At 63.5% G+C, this 18,669-nt stretch carries 15 protein-coding genes; 14 read left to right on the top strand and 1 reads right to left on the bottom strand.

The window, feature by feature from the left end:
- Positions 1 to 59: 59 nt before the first annotated feature.
- From BcanWU425_RS28085 to BcanWU425_RS28060, 6 genes are read left to right on the top strand one after another with little or no spacing between them, the layout of a single operon-like run.
- On the top strand, positions 60 to 1,052 hold the full coding sequence (locus tag BcanWU425_RS28085) for an ABC transporter substrate-binding protein (protein ID WP_204510597.1): 993 nt from the start codon (positions 60 to 62) through the stop codon (positions 1,050 to 1,052).
- The gene (locus BcanWU425_RS28080) at positions 1,049 to 1,897 is read left to right on the top strand and encodes an ABC transporter ATP-binding protein (RefSeq protein ID WP_204510598.1); all 849 of its coding nucleotides are present in this window, start codon (positions 1,049 to 1,051) and stop codon (positions 1,895 to 1,897) included. Before BcanWU425_RS28085 ends, BcanWU425_RS28080 begins: the two co-directional genes overlap by 4 nt.
- A gap of 4 nt (positions 1,898 to 1,901) precedes the next feature.
- Complete coding sequence (locus tag BcanWU425_RS28075; protein WP_204510599.1) at positions 1,902 to 3,299, top strand: hypothetical protein; 1,398 nt, start codon at positions 1,902 to 1,904, stop codon at positions 3,297 to 3,299.
- Positions 3,296 to 4,447 carry a Gfo/Idh/MocA family protein gene (locus BcanWU425_RS28070; protein ID WP_204510600.1) on the top strand — a complete coding sequence of 384 codons (1,152 nt, stop codon included), beginning with the start codon at positions 3,296 to 3,298 and terminating at the stop codon, positions 4,445 to 4,447. Before BcanWU425_RS28075 ends, BcanWU425_RS28070 begins: the two co-directional genes overlap by 4 nt.
- A 10-nt stretch (positions 4,448 to 4,457) precedes the next feature.
- Entirely contained in the window at positions 4,458 to 5,663 is a 1,206-nt protein-coding gene (locus tag BcanWU425_RS28065) for a dihydrodipicolinate synthase family protein (RefSeq protein ID WP_231188729.1), read from the top strand.
- Positions 5,663 to 6,526: a sugar phosphate isomerase/epimerase family protein gene (locus BcanWU425_RS28060; RefSeq protein WP_018457056.1), complete on the top strand. Its 864-nt coding sequence runs from the start codon at positions 5,663 to 5,665 to the stop codon at positions 6,524 to 6,526. Before BcanWU425_RS28065 ends, BcanWU425_RS28060 begins: the two co-directional genes overlap by 1 nt.
- Before the next feature lie 136 nt (positions 6,527 to 6,662).
- Here BcanWU425_RS28060 and BcanWU425_RS28055 read toward each other — a convergent pair whose 3' ends face one another.
- Positions 6,663 to 7,883 (bottom strand): cytochrome P450, encoded by a 1,221-nt coding sequence (locus tag BcanWU425_RS28055; protein ID WP_204510601.1) that lies wholly within the window; start codon positions 7,881 to 7,883, stop codon positions 6,663 to 6,665.
- Between the two features lie 107 nt (positions 7,884 to 7,990).
- On the opposite strand from BcanWU425_RS28055, the gene BcanWU425_RS28050 reads away from it, so the two are divergent.
- From BcanWU425_RS28050 to BcanWU425_RS28015, 8 genes are all read left to right on the top strand, one after another.
- Complete coding sequence (locus BcanWU425_RS28050; protein WP_204510602.1) at positions 7,991 to 8,545, top strand: phosphonopyruvate decarboxylase; 555 nt, start codon at positions 7,991 to 7,993, stop codon at positions 8,543 to 8,545.
- Positions 8,542 to 9,132 (top strand): thiamine pyrophosphate-dependent enzyme, encoded by a 591-nt coding sequence (locus tag BcanWU425_RS28045; RefSeq protein ID WP_204510603.1) that lies wholly within the window; start codon positions 8,542 to 8,544, stop codon positions 9,130 to 9,132. The genes BcanWU425_RS28050 and BcanWU425_RS28045 overlap by 4 nt, the downstream gene beginning before the upstream one ends.
- Positions 9,133 to 9,221: 89 nt before the next feature.
- Positions 9,222 to 9,923 carry a TetR/AcrR family transcriptional regulator gene (locus BcanWU425_RS28040; RefSeq protein WP_085352143.1) on the top strand — a complete coding sequence of 234 codons (702 nt, stop codon included), beginning with the start codon at positions 9,222 to 9,224 and terminating at the stop codon, positions 9,921 to 9,923.
- Between the two features lies 1 nt (position 9,924).
- A complete protein-coding gene (locus BcanWU425_RS28035; protein ID WP_018457051.1) occupies positions 9,925 to 11,118 on the top strand; it encodes an efflux RND transporter periplasmic adaptor subunit in 1,194 nt (397 codons plus the stop codon).
- Positions 11,119 to 11,194: 76 nt separating this feature from the next.
- Entirely contained in the window at positions 11,195 to 14,290 is a 3,096-nt protein-coding gene (locus BcanWU425_RS28030; RefSeq protein ID WP_026233289.1) for a MexW/MexI family multidrug efflux RND transporter permease subunit, read from the top strand.
- A 141-nt stretch (positions 14,291 to 14,431) separates the two neighbouring features.
- Positions 14,432 to 17,029, top strand: a complete 2,598-nt coding sequence (locus tag BcanWU425_RS28025; protein WP_204510604.1) for an ATP-binding protein — start codon at positions 14,432 to 14,434, stop codon at positions 17,027 to 17,029.
- Positions 17,026 to 17,415 (top strand): response regulator, encoded by a 390-nt coding sequence (locus BcanWU425_RS28020; protein ID WP_018457048.1) that lies wholly within the window; start codon positions 17,026 to 17,028, stop codon positions 17,413 to 17,415. Before BcanWU425_RS28025 ends, BcanWU425_RS28020 begins: the two co-directional genes overlap by 4 nt.
- A complete protein-coding gene (locus tag BcanWU425_RS28015) occupies positions 17,412 to 18,662 on the top strand; it encodes an adenylate/guanylate cyclase domain-containing protein (protein WP_204510605.1) in 1,251 nt (416 codons plus the stop codon). Before BcanWU425_RS28020 ends, BcanWU425_RS28015 begins: the two co-directional genes overlap by 4 nt.
- Positions 18,663 to 18,669 lie beyond the last annotated feature (7 nt).

The following is an 18,669-nucleotide window of genomic DNA, read 5'->3' as shown; positions in this document are numbered from 1 at the left end:
CAACCAAAGCAACGAACGGCCGCCAAAGGCCGGCGCAACAACGATAAGGGAGAGTGACGATGAAGCGGTGGATAGGAGCTGTCTCGGCGGCGCTGATGGTGTTCGCAGCCATGCCGGCGCAAGCGGCCGACAAGGTCGTGCTGATGCTCAACTGGTACGTCTATGGCGAGCACGCGCCGTTTTATTACGGCAAGGCCAAGGGCATCTACGCCGCCGAAGGCATCGACCTCGAGATCCAGGAAGGCCGCGGCTCGGCTGCGACCACGCAGGCGGTGGCCGCCAAGACCGCCGATTTCGGCTATGTCGACGTGCCCACCATGATGCGCGCCGCGATCAAGGGCGCCCCGGTGGTCGCGACCGGCGTGCTGCTCCAGACCAGCCCGATGTCCGCGATGGGTTTCGTCGACAAGAACATCAGGAAGCCCGAGGATATCAAGGGCAAGACGGTGGCGATCACGCCGGCCGATTCCATGACGCAGATCTGGCCGCTGTTCCTGAAGAAGACCGGCCTGAAGGAAAGCGACTTCCAGACGGTGGCGGGCGATGGCCAGACCAAGCTCAACGCGGTCATCAACGGCCAGGCTGACCTCTTGCTCGGCTACGTCATGGACCAGTCGATGAAGATCAAGGACGCCACTGGCAAGGACGTCTATCCGATCAAGTTCGCCGACTACGGCATCAACATGGTCTCCTCGGGGATCATCGCCAACACTGACTATGTGAAAGCCAATGCCGACCTCGTCCGCCGCTTCATGTCGGCGACGACGAAAGCGGTCGAAGCCGCCGAGAAGGAGCCGAAGGCCGCGGCACAGTCGATCCTCGATGCCAACCCCAAGGGCGGCAAGATCGACACGCTGACGCAGGGTTTTGAGCTAACCATTCCGCTCTACCGGACTGCTGAGACCAAGAGCAAGCGGCCGTTCCAGGTCACCGACCAGAACATGACCGACAGCGTCAATCTGATGGTCGAATATGGCGGGCTCGATGCCAAGGCCAAGGAGAACCCGAAGGCGTTCTATACCAACGACTATCTGCCGAAGAGCGGTTCGTGAAACCCGCGACAGCCCTGAGTGAAACCCTGCAACCGGCCGCGCATCTGAGACTGGTGAGCGACCGGGCTGCGGGCGATGCGTCGGGCATCAAACTGTCCGGCGTGTCGAAGACCTATAGGACGCGCGACGGCGATGTGCCGTCGTTGCGGCCGCTCGACTTTCACATCAACGACGGCGAGTTCTTCGTCGTGGTCGGCCCATCCGGCTGCGGCAAGTCCACGCTGCTCAAGCTGATCTCGGGACTGCTGCCGCCGACGACGGGCGAGATCCTGGTCGAGGGTGAGAAGGTGACGACGCCGCACGGCAATGTCGGCATCGTGTTCCAGAACGCGCTGCTGCTGCCATGGCGCAACATCCTGTCCAACGTGATGCTGCCGATCGACATGAAGCGGCTGCCGCGGCAGACATATCTCGACCGCGCCAAGGCGCTGTTGAAGCTGGTCGGGCTCGAAGGCTTCGAGAAGAAGCTGCCGTGGCAGCTCTCCGGGGGCATGCAGCAGCGCGCCTCGATCTGCCGCGCGCTGGTGCATGATCCCAGGATCATGCTGATGGACGAGCCGTTCGGCGCCCTCGACGCGTTGACGCGCGAGCGCATGAATGTCGAGCTGATGCGGATCCAGCGCGAGACCAGAAAGACGGTGCTGCTGATCACGCATTCGATCCCCGAGGCCGTGTTCCTCGCCGATCGCGTGCTGGTCATGACCGAGCGGCCCGGCGCGGTCGCCGCGATCTACGACGTCCCGCTGCCGCGCCCGCGCTCGCTCGACGTGATGGCCGACCCTGTGTTCACCGAACTCGTACAGCGCATACGCAAGCATTTCTTCTCGCAAGGTTCGCTGGACTAAAGCCATGGCGCCGCGTCTGAAGCTGCGAGATATCGCGTTCTTCGAACGTCCCGTGCAGTTCGCGCGGCCGTTCCGCTTTGGCGCGATCACGATCAACGCGACGCCGCAGCTGTTCGTGCGGGTCGAGATCGAGGTGGAGGGCCGGGGAAGCGCGGTCGGTGCCAGCGCCGAGCTGCTGGTGCCGAAATGGTTCGACAAGCGGCCGGAACTGTCGCCGGCGCAGACTGTCGATGATTTGCGCCGCGCGCTGGAGATCGCGCGGGGGCTTTATCTCGCGCGAACCGGGTTTTTGACGGCATTCGATCTGCATGCCTCGTGCATCGGTGCCCAGGTCGCGACATGTGCGAAAAAGAACATTCCGGCGCTTGCGGCGGCTTACGGCCCCGCCGAAATCGACAAAGCGATCCTCGATGCGCTGCTCCGCGCTGCCGAGACCAATTTTTTCGACGGCATGGCCGGCAACATCGCCGGCATCGACGCGCGGCTTTCGCCCGACCTGAAGGAGACGGATCTCACGACGTTTCTATCCGGCCGGAAGCCGCTGCCGCGTGTTGCCATCAGGCATACCGTCGGCCTCGACGACACCGTTGAAGGCGAGGGCGGGGTGGCCGATGCCCGCGAGAACTCCGGGGCAAGATACTTCAAGCTGAAGCTATCGGGGGACCCCGTCGCCGATGCAGCGCGGCTGGCGCGCATCGGCAAGGAGCTCGATGCGCTGGACCGTGACTACAACCTGACGCTCGATGCCAACGAGCAATATGCCGATCTCGCAGCCTTGCATGAACTCATCGGCCGGCTCGACCATGACACTGCGCTGCGATCGATTTCATCCAGGCTGCTCTATATCGAGCAGCCAATGCCGCGCGATGTTACGAGGCTGTCGCCGCTCGGCTCTCTCGCTGCGCGCGGTTTCATCATCGACGAAGCCGACGATTCCTACGATACGTTTCCTGCGGCACGGGCGCTTGGCTATCACGGCATCTCGTCGAAATCGTGCAAAGGGCTTTACAAGTCCATCGTCAACGCGACGCGCGCGGCGAAATGGAGCGTGGCCGGCGAAAGATTCTTCGTGACCGGCGAGGACCTGACCTGCCAGGCGGGCGTCGCCGTGCAGCAGGACCTTGCGCTCGGTGCCTTCATCGGCATCACCCATGCCGAACGTAACAGCCATCATTATGTGGATGGCTTCGGTGATACGCCTGCCGCAGAGACCCAAGCGTTCGCCGCCGCTCACCCCGATCTCTACGCCGATGCCGGGCAGGGTATCCGTCTCTCCATTCACGACGGCGATCTCCTGACGGGATCGCTTCGCACAACGGGTTTTGCGACGTCGGTCCATCCGGACTGGTCGGCGCTACGCCCGCTCGAACAGCCCAAATCACCTAGGGAGCAATCGGCATGACCACCCAACGCCTCGGCCTCATCATGAACGGCGTCACCGGCCGCATGGGGCTCAACCAGCATCTGATCCGCTCGATCGTCGCGATCCGCGAGCAGGGCGGCGTCCGCTTGAAGAACGGCGACCGCGTGATGCCGGACCCGATCCTGGTCGGCCGCAGCGCCGAGAAGGTCGAGGCCCTTGCCAAGCGCTACAACGTCACGCGCTGGACCACCGATCTCGATGCCGCCCTCGCCGACAAGAACGACACCATGTTCTTCGATGCCGCGACCACACAGGCACGGCCGGGCCTTCTGACCCAGGCCATCAATGCCGGCAAGCACGTTTATTGCGAGAAGCCGATCGCGACGAACTTCGAGGCGGCGCTCGAGGTCGTCAAGCTCGCCAATTCCAAGGGCATCAAGCACGGCACGGTGCAGGACAAGCTGTTCCTGCCCGGCCTGAAGAAGATCGCCTTCCTGCGCGACTCCGGCTTCTTCGGCCGTATTCTCTCGGTGCGCGGCGAGTTCGGCTATTGGGTGTTCGAAGGCGGCTGGCAGGAGGCGCAGCGGCCGTCATGGAATTACCGCGACGAGGATGGCGGCGGCATCATCCTCGACATGGTTTGCCACTGGCGCTACGTGCTCGACAATCTCTTTGGCGAGGTCGAGAGCGTGAGCTGCATCGGCAACACCGACATCCCCGAGCGTTTCGACGAGCAGGGCAAGAAGTACAAGGCGACCGCCGACGACTCCGCCTATGCCACGTTCCAGCTCAAGGGCGGCGCCATCGCCCACATCAACATGTCCTGGGTGACGCGCGTCTATCGCGACGATCTCGTCACCTTCCAGGTCGACGGCACGCTGGGCTCGGCCGTCGCCGGCCTTTCCGACTGCATGATCCAGGCGCGGCAGGCGACGCCCCGGCCGGTATGGAATCCCGACGAGAAGCGGCTGCACGATTTCTACGGCGACTGGCAGAAGCTGCCTGACAACGTCACCTACGACAACGGCTTCAAGGAGCAGTGGGAGATGTTCATCCGCCACGTCTACGAGGATGCGCCCTACAAATTCACGCTGCTCGAAGGCGTCAAGGGCGTGCAGCTCGCCGAATGCGCGCTGAAGAGCTGGAAGGAGCGGCGCTGGATCGACGTCGCGCCGATTAAGGTCTGAGGAGGGAATAATGAACAAGCCCGTCCAGCCCAAGCCCGTTCCGTCAACGTCGTCCCTGTCGCTCAAGCTGCCGAAAGCCGATCGCTCGATCGAGACCTACCGGCTCGCGGCCTCGCGAACGTTTCCGGCAAAGCTCGAGGGGCCGCTGAGCCGCATCGCGTTCTCGGCCGTCCATACCGTGACCGATCCCTTTGCCGACAACGACCCGTGGCTCTCCGCCGCTGTCGACTGGGACAAGACTATCGCCTTCCGCGAGCACGTCTGGGACCTCGGGCTTGGCGTTGCGGAAGCCATGGACACCGCGCAACGCGGCATGGGGCTGGACTGGCCGACCTCGCTGGAGCTGATCACGCGCTCGGTGTCTGCCGCCAAGCGTCGCAACGCGCTGGTGTTTTCCGGAGCGGGCACCGACCATCTCGCGGTGGAGGACGCCAGAAATATGGACGACGTGATCCGCGCCTATGAGGAGCAGACATCGGCGGTCGAGAAGGTCGGCGGCCGCATCATCTTGATGGCGTCGCGCGCGCTGGCGAAGCTTGGCCGTAATGCCGACGATTACGCAAAGGTCTATCATCGCGTGCTGTCGCAGGTTCGCGAGCCCGTGATCATCCACTGGCTCGGCGACATGTTCGATCCGGCGCTGACGGGATATTGGGGCACCAACGATCTCGACAAGGCGATGGATATTGCGGTCGCCATCATCAACGGCAACGCCGCCAAGGTCGACGGTGTCAAGGTATCGCTGCTCGACAAGCAGCGCGAGATCGACATGCGCCGTCGTCTCGACAAGCGCATCAAGATGTATACGGGCGACGATTTCAATTATGCGGAGCTGATCGCCGGCGACGTCGAAGGCTTTTCGCACGCGCTGCTCGGCATTTTTGACGCGATCGCGCCGGCGGCGTCCTACGCCTTGTCGCGCCTGGCAGCGGGTGACGAAGCCGGCTTCCACGACGTGCTGGGGCCGACGGTGCCGCTGTCGCGGCACATCTTCAAGGCGCCGACGCGGTTCTACAAGACCGGCGTGGTTTTCATGGCCTATCTCAACGGCCACCAGGACCACTTCACCATGGTCGGCGGGCAGGAGAGCACGCGCTCGACGCTGCATCTGGCCGAACTGTTCCGGCTGGCCGACAAGGCCGGACTGCTCGCCGATCCGGAGCTGGCGACGCGGCGGATGCAGGCGGTGCTCTCAACGCACGGAATCGAATCCTGATGCGTGATTTCTCGTCCGACCATCGTTGGCTGTCGCTCAACACGGCGACAATCCGGAAACAGGGTGATCTCGTCGAGATCATCGACGCCTGTGCCAGGCACGGTATCCGCGCCATCGACCCCTGGCGCGACCAGGTCGCAACCGTCGGCCTCGATCGTGCCGCGCGTGCGGTGCGCGATGCCGGTCTCGACCTATCGGGCTATTGCCGTGGCGGCATGTTCACCTCCGACGCAGCGCGCCGCGGCGAGGTGCGAGACGACAACCGGCGCTGCGTCGATGAAGCCAAGGCACTGGGCGCCCCCTGCGTCGTGCTCGTCGTCGGCGGCCTGCCGCAATATTCGCGGCCGGGCAGCGAGGCGTCGAAGGACATCGCCGGCGCGCGGACGCAGGTCGAGGAAGCGCTCGCCGAAATGCTCGACTACGCCAAACAGGCCAAGCTGCCGCTGGCGATCGAGCCGCTGCATCCGGCCTATGCGGCCGACCGCGCCTGCGTCAACACGACGAAGCAGGCGCTCGACATCTGCGACCGGCTCGACCCTGATCGCAGCGGCATGCTCGGCGTCGCGCTGGACGTCTATCACATCTGGTGGGATCCGGAGCTGATGGGGCAGATCGCGCGCGCCGGTCGAGATCGCCTGCTCGCCTTCCATGTCTGCGACTGGCTGGTGCCGACCAGGGACATTCTCAACGACCGCGGGATGATGGGCGACGGCGTGATCGACATCAAATCGGTGCGCGCAGCGGTCGAAGCACAGGGCTTTGCCGGCTATTCGGAGATCGAAATCTTCTCCAACGACTGGTGGGGTAAACCGTTGGACGAGGTGCTGCAAACCTGCATCGCGCGGCACAAGACGGTGGTTTAGGCCTTCCGGCAATTGTTGCGCGCGGCGGCGCTGATGGCCTGAGATGTCAAATGGTTGCGCGGAATCGCTGGCCCATCCCGCGCCGGTAACCTTCTACTGTGCATGGGGTTGTTTTCGCGTTTTTTCGTTTGAGGCCTCAGCCGATCGCGCAGGGCACGCTCAAAAAGCCGCGGAACCGCACCCGTCCACCCCTGACCGGCCGTCCGCTCACGGCATAGTTCGGGAAGCGCGCCAAGAAGCGTGAGACCGCGATGGCGCCTTCCAATCGTGCCAGCGCCATGCCGGCGCATTGATGCGCGCCGGTGGCGAAGGCGAGATGCCGGTTCGGCGTGCGCGCGATGTCGAATCTCTCCGGGTCCGGAAACTGTGCGGGGTCACGGTTGGCAGCGCCGATACAGAGCGTGATGGATGTGCCGGCTTCGAGCATGACGCCGCCGAGTTCGACCCGCTCCGTGGTCATGCGGTTGCCGAGCTGGTTCGAGCTCTCGTAGCGCAGCATCTCTTCGACCGCAGTCTTGATCAGCTCAGGATTGTCGATCAGCCGCCGCTTCTGATCCGGATTCCGGTCGAGCGCCACGAGGCCGTTGCCGATCAGGTTGGTGGTGGTCTCGTGGCCGGCATTGAGCAGGAAGATGCAGTTGTGCAGCAGCTCCTTCTCGGTCAGCCGCTCGCCGTTGTCTTCACCCTGTATCAGGCGCGTCAGCACGTCGCGCTCGGGGTTGCCGGGCCTTTCGCGCCGGCGCGCGACCAGCGTTCGGAGGTAGGCGAGGAAGTCCGTCACCGCCTTGTTGCCGCGGGCAGCCACTTCAGGCGACACCACCGGTTCGAGGGCGCCCAGGATCGCCAGCGACCAGTCGCGCAGCGGCGCGCGCTCGTCATGGGGCACGTCAAGCAGATTGCCGATCACCTCGATCGGGATCGAGGCGGCGAAGTCCTCGATCAGCTCGCAATCACCTTTGGCGGCAATGGCGTCAAGCAAGCCGTCGACCAGCTTGATGATGTCAGGCTCCATCCCCGCGATCGCGCGCGGCGACAGCGCGCCCATGATCAGACGCCGCACGCGGGTATGCGCCGGCGGATCGTTGAAGACGAGGCTCGTGGTGTGGTGCTCGTAGAGCGGGGTGTCGCCGTATTTCGGCGCGAACTCGCGCTTCTTGTCCGAGCTGAACGATTTTGTGTTCTTGTAGGTCGTAACGAGGTCGTCATAGCGGGTCAGGAACACGGTGCCGTTGCGCAGGCGCTTGACCGGCTCGTTCTCCCGCAGTGCACGATAGGTCGGGTAGGGATTGTCGTAGAATTCCGCCGTCAGCTGTTCCAGATCGAAACTGGCCGCCAGTTCATTCGCACTTGCGTTCATGCCGCCATACTCGCCGGTTGAGTCCGATATGCTGTATTCGCTCTTTTGAGCGGCTCGGTTCACCGTCTACAGTCGAGCCGCGATTTGCAAGCCGACCGGACAGGAAAATGCACGCCCGCGCTGACGCTGCCGACACGGCCGCCGAGTCCAGCACTCATTGGCCCGACGATATTTTCGCGACCTTGCAACGCTTCGACGTTCGGCAGGTGCCCTACGTGCCCGACGCCGGCCATTCAAAGCTGATCCAGCGCGTGCTGGCATCGTCCACGATGCGCGGCATTCCGCTCACGACGGAGGAGGAGGGCGTGGCGCTTCTCGCCGGCGCATGGACGGGGGGCCAGCGCGGCGTGCTGTTGATGCAGTCGAGCGGGGTCGGCAATTGCATTAACATGCTCTCGCTGATCCCGATCCTGCGCTTTCCCTTCCTCACGCTGGTGACGATGCGTGGCGAGTGGGGCGAGTTCAATCCATGGCAGGTGCCGATGGGATCGACCACGCAGGGCGTGTTCGAACTCTCGGGCGTCAAGGTGCTGCGGGCTTCGACCGCAGCAGAGGTGCCGGCCGTGCTCGAGGCGGCGGCCGCGCAGGCCTACAACGCGCTCACACCCACCGCCGTCCTGCTGTCGCAGCGCCTGATCGGCGCCAAGGTTTTCACCAAATGAGCAAGGCCAATCTCCTCGACCGCCGTCAGGTGGTGTCCACGCTTCTCGCGGACCGCAAGGACGTGGTTGCGATCGGCGGCCTCGGCGCCTCCACCAACGACATGTGCGCAGCCGGCGACCATGCGCGCAATTTCTACCTCTGGGGCGGCATGGGCGGGGCGGCGATGATCGGCCTGGGCCTCGCTCTGGCGCAGCCAAAGTTGCCGGTGCTGGTCATCACCGGTGACGGCGAGATGCTGATGGGCATGGGCAGCCTTGCCACCATCGCCCTCCAGAAGCCGTCCAACCTCTCGATCGCGGTGCTCGACAACGAGGCCTATGGTGAGACCGGCGGTCAGACCAGCCACACTTCCGTGGCCGCCGACCTGGTCGGCGTCGCCCGGGCCTGCGGCATCGGGGATAGCCGGTCTGTGACGACCATGGCCGAGGTCGAGGCCTTCGCCAAAGCCGTCCACGACGTCACGGCCGGGCCGCGCTTTGCCAATGTGAAGATCGACAGCGCCAATCTGGAGCGGATTTTGCCCAGCCGGGATGGGACTTACATTCTCAACCGGATCCGCGGCGACCTCGGCTTCCGTCCGATTTAGCACTTCGGATACCTCTAAGAGACGATTCTTGTAGGTTGCATCGCACCATTCGGCTTGACTTTTGCGTGGGTGAGTGCTTACTCACTAGCATGAGCTCATTGCGTATGACGAGCGACCTGAGGCGTCAATTGATCCTCGGCGCCGCAAAGCGTTGCTTTGCCCGACACGGCTATACCGGCACCACGACCAAGAGCGTGGCGGCCGCCGCTGCCATTTCCGAAGCGCTACTGTTCAAGCATTTCCCGTCCAAGGCCGCGCTTTACGCCGAAATTCTCAGCGATGAATGCGAGGCGGACCCGGCGCTCATGGAGCTGCTCGAACGTGAGCCGTCGACCGCTACGTTGGTCGAAGTGATCCGCGGCATGGTCGGGCATTTCATGCACATCGCCGATGGCCCTGACCAGGAAGAGGCCCAGCGCCTGCGACTGATGACCACGAGTCATTTGGAGGATGGCGAATTTGCCCGGTTGCTATATGCCAAGATCGAGGCGCTGATCGGGGCGGCCTTCGTCGCCTCGCTCGAGCGTGCGGTTGCCGCGGGGGACGCGCGGCCATACAACGGCGAACCGCTCAACCTGTTCTGGTTTGCGCATCACACCGTGATGACGGCTGCGCTGACTAGGCTGCCGGCCACGCCGTGTCTCGCTTACGGCAAGGCGAACGACCTCGAGCGGCAGCTCTGTGAGTTTCTCCTGAGGGGTATCGGACTTAACGACGCCGCAATTGTTTCGCATTTGGGCCGCGATCAGGCCAGTTGTGCGGGCAAGACGGCGATTGCAGAAAGTGCATGACATGAACATCGTGACCGAACACAAGATTTCGGGCGAACCGATCGACAACAAGGCTCCCAAGCGTCCGGTCCGGCCGGTGCTCTGGTTCATCGTCGTCGGCACGCTTCTGGCCGTGCTCGTCGGTGGCCTCGTCTGGTTCAATTATTTCCGCGGCCAGATGATCAAGCAGTTCTTCGCCAACAACAAGCCGCCGCCGGTCGCGGTCAGCGCCGCCGAGGCAAAGTCCGAGGTGGTGCCGAACCTGTTGACCGCCGTCGGTGGTCTCGCCGCCGTGCACCAGGTCGACGTCAGCGCCGACGTCAACGGCCGTGTCACCGAGATCAAGTTCGAGCCGGGCACGCATGTCGAGGCCGGCACACCGCTCGTGCAGATGTTCGACGCGCCGGAGCAGGGCGACCTCGCCAATTACAAGGCGCAGGCCACCGTCGCACAGCTGTCGCTCGATCGCGCCAAGCAACTGGCGTCGCGCCAGTTCGGGCCGCAGGCAACCGTCGACACCGCGCAGGCCGCGTACGATCAGGCGCAGGCGGGTATCGCCAAGACCGAAGCGTTGATCTCGCAGAAGCTGGTCCGCGCGCCGTTCTCCGGCGATCTCGGCGTCCGCAAGGTCGAGGTCGGCCAGTATCTGACCGCCGGCACGGCCATCGTTTCGCTGACGGATCTGTCGGAGCTGTGGGCCAACTTCACGGTGACGGAAAAGGACTCGGGCAGCCTCAAGGTCGGTCAACCGGTCCGGCTGAAGGTCGACGCCTATCCCGGCCGCACCTTCGACGCCAAAATCACCACGATCGAGCCGCAGATCTCGACCGACACCCGTAACATCCGCGTGCAGGCGACCATCGCTAATCCGGAGAAGATCCTGAAGCCCGGCATGTTCGTGACCACCACGGTGGTGCTGCCGGACAAGCCGGCCGTAGTCACCGTGCCGGAGACGGCGGTCGACTACACGCTGTACGGCGACTCGGTGTTCGTGATCACCGAGAAGAAGGAAGCCGACGGCAAGACCAGCCTGAGCGCGGTGCGCACTTTCGTGCAGACCGGCAACCGGGTCGAAGGCCGCGTCGAAATCGTCAAGGGCGTGAAGCCGGGCGACAAGGTCGTCGCCGTCGGCCAGCTCAAGCTGCAATCGGGCGCGGCGGTGTCGATTTCGACCGACCCGGCTCCGCAGATCCCGGCGCAGCCGCCGCGCTACTGACATCGTACACGTTGCAGCATGATCCGGCACGGCCGGGTCACGCGCTTTGCAAGTCAAAGAAATCGAGATCGCCGCGATGCGCTTTACTGATATTTTCATCAAACGCCCGGTCCTGTCGGTCGTCGTCAGCCTGCTGATCCTGCTGATCGGCCTGCGCGCGGCGACGACGCTGCCGATCCGGCAATATCCGAAGCTGTCGAACACGGTCATCAACATCACGACCGTCTATCCGGGCGCGTCCGCGGACCTGATCCAGGGCTTCATCACCACGCCGATCGAGCAGGCGGTCGCCTCCGCCGAAGGTGTCGATTACATCACCTCGTCCTCGGTGCTCGGCACCTCGACGATCCAGGTCTACATCAAGCTGAACTTCGATCCGAACCAGGCGCTGACCGAGGTTCTGGCCAAGACGAACTCGGTCAAATATCTGATCCCGAAAGAATCCAACGACCCGATCGTCACCAAGACCACGGGCCAGACCACGGCCGTGATGTATCTCGGATTCTCGTCCGAAGAGCTGTCGGGCTCGGCGATCTCGGACTACCTGACGCGCGTTGTGCAACCGGTGCTGTCGACCGTCGACGGCGTCGCCTCCGCCGACATTCTCGGCGGCCAGACCTTTGCGATGCGGCTGTGGCTTGATCCCCTGAAGATGGCCGGCCGCAACGTGTCGCCTGCGGATGTCGCGACCGCGATCACCGCCAACAACTTCCAGTCTGCGGCGGGGCAGACCAAGGGCTATCTCATCGTCTCGAACGTATCGACCAATACGGGCCTGACCGACGTCAACCAGTTCAAGAAGATGATCGTCAAGGCCAAGGACGGCGGCTTCGTGCGGATGGAGGACATCGCCACCGTCGAACTTGCGGCCCAAAGCACGGACGCGAGCGTCGCCTTCAACGGCGAGCACGCCATCTTCATCGGTGTGCAGGCGACGCCGCAGGGCAACCCGCTGACGCTGGTCAAGGGCGTGCGGGCGCTATTCCCCGAGCTGGAGCGCAATCTGCCACCGTCGATGAAGATGAAGGTCGCCTACGATTCGACCAAGTTCATCCAATCCTCGATCGACGAGGTCGAGAAGACACTGGGTGAAGCCGTGATCATCGTGATCGTGGTGATCTTCCTGTTCCTGGCGTCGTTCCGTTCGGTCATCATTCCCGTTGTCACCATCCCGTTGTCGATGATCGGCGTCTGCACGCTGATGCTGGCACTGGGCTTCAGCTTCAACCTGTTGACCCTGCTCGCGATGGTGCTCGCGATCGGACTCGTGGTCGACGACGCCATCGTCGTGGTGGAAAACATCCATCGTCATCTGGAGGAAGGGAAAACGCCTGTCCAGGCGTCGCTGGAAGGCGCGCGCGAAATCGTGGGTCCCGTCGTCTCGATGACCATCACGCTCGCAGCCGTGTACGCTCCGATCGGTTTCCTCGGCGGTCTGACCGGCTCGCTGTTCCGCGAATTCGCCTTCACACTTGCGGGCTCGGTGATCGTGTCCGGCGTGATCGCGCTGACGCTCTCGCCGATGATGTGCTCGGTGCTGCTGAAGAACACGGAAGAGGGGCGCTTCGCCAAGTTCGTCAACAAGGTGTTTGGCGCGCTGACGCGGTGGTACGGGCGCAGGCTCGACCGCTCGCTCGACTACAAGGCCATCACCGGCCTGTTTGCGGTGACCATCCTCGGGCTCGTCGGCTTCCTTTACATGCACACGTCGAAGGAGCTGGCGCCTGAGGAAGACCAGGGTATCGTGTTCGCGGTGACCAAGGCGCCGAAATACGCCAATATCGACTATGTCGATTTTTACGGCGAGAAGCTCGACAAGGAATTCCAGAAATTCCCCGAGACCGATCTGCGCTTCGTGCTGAACGGCATCAACGGCCCGCAGGGCGGTATCGCCGGCATGCTGCTCAAGCCCTGGGAGGAGCGCAAGCGCTCGTCGATCCAGCTGAAGTCGCTGGTGCAGGCCGAGCTTTCCAAGATCGAGGGCGTGCAGGCGTTCGCTTTCAACCTGCCGCCGCTGCCGGGCGGTCCGGGCGGCCTCCCGGTGCAGATGGTGATCAACTCCACCGCCAGCTTCCAGACTGTCTACGAACAGATGGAGAAGCTGAAGGCCGCCGCCCGCAAGAGCGGAATGTTCATCGTCTCCGACAGTGATCTTGCCTACAACCAGCCGAACGTGAAGGTGACGATCAACCGCACCAAGGCGCAGGATCTCGGCGTCAACATGCAGAACCTCGGCAGCACGCTCGCGGTGCTGCTCGGCGGCAACTACATCAACCGCTTCAACCTCGAGGGCCGTTCCTATCAAGTTATCCCGCAGGTGCCGCGCGGCCAGCGGCTCTCGCCGGAATCGCTCGCCGGCTACTACGTGACCACCAATACCGGCCAGCAGCTTCCGCTCTCGACGGTTGTGTCGATCGAGACCAAGACCGAGCCGAATTCGCTGACACATTACAATCAGCTCAATTCAGCGACCTTCTCGGCCGTGCCGATGCCCGGCGTGACCGTCGGTGCGGCGGTCGACTTCCTCGAGAGCGAGGCCAAAAACCTGCCGCAAGGCTTCAGCCATGCTTATCTGGCTGACAGCAGACAGTATGTGCAGGAAGGCAACCAGCTCGCGATCACCTTCGGCTTCGCGCTGATCATCATCTTCCTGGTGCTGGCGGCGCAGTTCGAGAGCTTGCGCGATCCGCTGGTCATCATGATCTCGGTGCCAATGGCGATCGTTGGCGCACTGATCCCGCTGTTCTTCGGCGTGGCGACCATGAACATCTACACCCAGGTCGGCCTGCTGACCTTGGTGGGCCTGATCACCAAGCACGGCATCCTGATGGTGGAGTTCGCCAACGAGCTCCAGATCAACGAGCGGCTCGATCGCCGCTCCGCCATCGAAATGTCGGCCCGTATTCGTCTGCGGCCGATCCTCATGACCACGGCCGCGATGGTGACGGGCCTGATCCCGCTCCTGACCGCGACCGGCGCAGGGGCCGCCAGCCGCTTCTCGATCGGTCTGGTGGTCGTGGCCGGCATGTCGATCGGCACGTTGTTCACGCTGTTCGTGTTGCCGGCGGTCTACGTGGTGCTGGCGACCGACCATCGCGCGGCGGCCGATTCCGAGCGGAACAAGCAGGTCAACGACCTCGACCTCAACGCCAAGGCGCTGCGGCCGACCTGAGGCCACCGATAAAGCGAACCCGAGGGCGGCAGCGGCCAATCCGCTGCCGCCCTTTTCTATTTGCCTCGGGGGCCCGGCTGCCATCAGGCTTTCCCGCGCTCGCGAGAGACAAGGTCCGGTCTTCTTGCTAGGTTCAGCGGGATGAGCCTTCCCCTCCATCCCGACACCCCGCAAGCACGGACGCTGCCGAGCGCCGCGGGGGATGGCGTCGCGTCCGGTACGATGCCGGGGCAGGGGATCAGGACGCGGCTGTTCGCCAAATATGTCGCGTTGTTCGTGGCCGTCGTCGCGATCGCGCTGCTGGCCAACGGCCTGTTCGAGGTCGTCTTTTATTATCGCGAGCACAAGGCCGCGCTGATCCGGGTTCAGCATGAACAGGCCGAGGCGGCCGCTGCCAAGATCGGTCAGTTCGTCAAGGAGATCGAGAGCCAGCTCGGCTGGACCACGCAGCTGCCCTGGTCGGCGGGCTCGCTCGAGCAGCGCCGCTTCGATGCGCTGCGGCTGCTGCGCCAAGTCCCTGCGGTCACCGAGCTCGCGCAGGTCGATGCGACCGGCAAGGAGCGGCTCCGGGTCTCGCGGCTTGCCATGGACGCGACCGACAGCGGGATCGACCTGTCGGAGGATCCGAAGTTTACCGAGGCGGTCGCGCACAAGGTCTATTACGGTCCGGTCTATTTCCGCAGGGAGTCCGAGCCGTATATGACCCTAGCGCAGGCTGGGTCGCGCAAGGATGCCGGCGTCAGTATCGCGGAGGTCAATCTCAAGTTGATCTGGGACGTCGTCTCCCAGATCAAGGTCGGCGAGCACGGACACGCCTACGTGGTGGGTCCGGAGGGACGCCTGATCGCGCACCCCGATATCAGCCTGGTCCTGCGCAACACCGACATGTCTGGTCTCACCCAGGTGCGCGCCGCGCTTGCCGGAGGCAGCGCCGCGTTCGACCCGCTTTCCGAAGCGCGCAATCTCCAGGGACAGACGGTGCTGACCGCGTCGGCCCCGATCGCGCCGCTGCACTGGACCATGTTCGTCGAGCTCCCGGTCGAGGAGGCCTATGCGACGCTCTATGCCGCGTTGGAACGGCTTGCATTCGTGCTGCTCGCGGCGTCGATCTTCGCGGTGCTTGCCGGGATATTCCTCGCGCGCCGCATGGTCGGGCCGATCCAGGCGCTGCGCAGCGGTGCCGAGCGCATCGGCAGTGGCGATTTCTCCCAGCGCATCTCGATCCGAACCGGAGACGAACTGGAGGGGCTCGCGGACCAGTTCAATGACATGGGCGAGCGCCTGCAGGAATCCTATGCGGACCTGGAGAAGAAGGTCGAGGTGAGAACCGCCGAGTTGACCGAGTCGCTCGAGCAGCAGACGGCGACGTCGGAAGTGTTGCAGGTCATCAGTTCGTCTCCGGGCGAACTCGCACCGGTGTTCCACAAGATGCTCGAGAATGCCACACGAGTCTGTGGCGCGAGTTTCGGCGTCATGAATTTGTGGGATGGAGAGAATTTCACAATTGCTGCGGACTACAATGTGCCGCCTGCGTTCGCGGCTTCGCGGAAAGATATGGCGATCCGTCCCCATCCGGAGAGCGCGCTTGCCGTGGTCGTCAGAACACGTCAAGTCGTCCACGTTCACGATGTGCAACAAACTCCGGCCTATCTTGCCGGAGGTCCGACCATTCGTGGAATCTCAGACGTCGCCGGCGCCCGTACGATCGTAATCGTGCCCATGATGAGGGAAAGCGAGCTGATCGGAACCGTCGCGGTTTATCGCAAGGAGGTCCGGCCGTTCACCGACAAGCAAATCGCGTTGGTTGAGAACTTCACGAAGCAAGCCGTCATCGCCATCGAGAATACGCGACTGCTGAACGAATTGCGCAAGCGCACGACGGAGCTGTCGCAATCCCTCGACGATCTTCGCACCGCGCAGGACCGCCTGGTCCAGACCGAGAAGCTCGCGTCGCTCGGCCAGCTCACGGCGGGAATCGCGCACGAGATCAAGAACCCACTCAATTTCGTCAACAATTTCTCGGCGGTGTCGACCGAGTTGATCGACGAGCTCAACGAGGCGCTGCAGGCGGCCTCGCTCGACGGCAAGACGAAGGCGGAGGTCGACGAGCTGACTGGCATGCTCAGGAGCAACCTCGAAAAGGTGGTGCAGCACGGCAAGCGCGCCGATTCCATCGTCAGGAACATGCTCCTGCATTCGCGCGAGGGCTCCGGAGAGCGCCGTCCGGCGGACATCAATGCCATCGTCGAGGAAAGCCTCAACCTCGCCTATCACGGCGCGCGAGCCGAGAAGCCTGGCTTCAACGTCACGATAGAGCGCGGCTTCGACCCCGCCGCAGGCATGGTCGATATCTATCCGCAGGAAATTACGCGAGTCGTCCTCAATCTGATCTCGAATGGCTTCTACGCCACTGCCCAGCGCAAGGAGAGCGCCGCAGACGCCTTCGAGCCCACCCTGCGCGCAGCAACCAGAACGCTCGGCGACAGGGTCGAAATCCGCATTCGCGACAACGGCACCGGGATCCCGTCCGAGGTGAAGGAGAAGATGTTCAATCCCTTCTTCACCACCAAGCCGGCCGGCGAGGGCACCGGGCTCGGCCTTTCCATGAGCCATGACATCGTGGTGAAACAGCACGGCGGCACGATCGACGTGAACACCGCACCAGGCGTATTCACCGAATTCATCATCACCCTGCCGCGCGTAATGGCGGCGGACGGCACTTCCGGAGGCAAGACTTGAACGTTTACATCCTGGTCGTCGATGACGAGCCCGACGTCGAGGCGCTGTTCCGGCAGCAGTTTCGGCGCGATTTGCGCGCCGGCCGCTTCCAGATGGAATTCGCGTCGTCGGCACCCGATGCGCTGAAGCTCGCCGCCGAGGTGCGCGATCCCTCGTTGATCCTGATTTTGTCCGACATCAACATGCCCGGCATGAGCGGGCTCGACATGCTGCCGAAGGTGCGTCTTGCGCATCCGGACGTTCCCGTCATCATGATCACCGCCTATGGCGACGCCGAGACGCGCCGGAAGGCGATCGAGCGCGGCGCGGTCGCACTCCTCACCAAGCCGATCGATTTCGCGCTGCTGCGGCAGGAAATCGACACAAGGCTCGAGAAAGCCGCATGACCGCGACCATCCTCTTCGTCGACGACGAGCCGGATCTCGAGGCGTTGGTCCTGCAAAAATTCCGCAAGCAGATTCGCGATGGGTCGGTGACCATCATGTTCGCGCGAGACGGCGTCGAGGCGTTGCAATCGCTCGAGCAGAATCCGCATGTCGACATGGTGGTCTCCGACATCAACATGCCAAGGATGGATGGGTTGTCGCTGCTGGCGAAGCTCCAGGAAGCGGACGACAAGAAGTCCACCATCATCTTGTCGGCCTATGGCGATATGAGCAACATTCGCACTGCGATGAACCGCGGCGCGTTCGACTTTCTGACCAAACCGATCGATTTCGCCGACCTGGAGATGACGATCGAGAAGACCATCCGCCATATCGAGATGCTGCGGGAGGTGCGGCGCCGCCAGACGGAAGCCGAGCGCGCTCACGCCGCGCTCTCGCGTCATTTCTCGCCCGAGCTCGCCAAGCGTCTGGCGGCCGGCGGTGAGAGCGAGGGAATCGAAGTGCAGTGGCGCGATATCGCGACCATCTTCACGGATATAACGGGCTTCACCTCGCTGGTCGAGAGTGCGCCGCCGGAGACGCTGGGCGCGCTTCTCAACGAATATGTCGGCGGCATGACCGAAATTGTCTTCACGCATGAGGGGACGGTTGCCAAGATCATCGGCGATGCAATCCAGGTGCTCTTCAATGCGCCCGGAGATCAGCCCGATTATGCGACGCGTGCGGTTGCCTGCGCGCACGAGCTCGACGCCTGGGCGGAGGATTTTTCCGCGCGCTGGAAGCGGAGAGGGGTGAATTTCGGCACCACCCGCATCGGCATTCACGCCGGGCCGGCACTGGTCGGAAATTTCGGCGGCAACCGGTTTTTCGACTACACCGCGTATGGCGACTCCATCAACATCGCGGCGCGACTGGAAGCCGCGAACAAGGATCTGGGCACGCGGATTTGCGTCAGTGCCGGCATCGCCGAGGCGGCTGAGAATTTTCGAGGTCGTCCCGTCGGGGAGCTGATGCTGCGCGGACGCAGCGAAGCGTTGCGCGCGTTCGAGCCGCTGACGCCGGCCCAATTCGCTGCGCCGGAAACGGCGCTGTATTCCGAAGCTTTTGCCAAGATGGAAGCCGGTGATGCCGCCGCCATGCCTGCCTTCGCGGCGCTGGTCGGCATGCATGCCGGCGATTCCCTGGCCGGCTTTCACCTGAAGCGCCTGCTTAACGGCGACAAGGGCATTCGCATGCAACTGGAATAGGAGTCCG

The organism is Bradyrhizobium sp. WU425 (genome assembly GCF_021052305.1).
GTDB lineage: Bacteria > Pseudomonadota > Alphaproteobacteria > Rhizobiales > Xanthobacteraceae > Bradyrhizobium > Bradyrhizobium canariense_D.
Note: the sequence above shows the minus strand (reverse complement) of the source record. Positions and strands in the feature narration are given on the sequence as shown.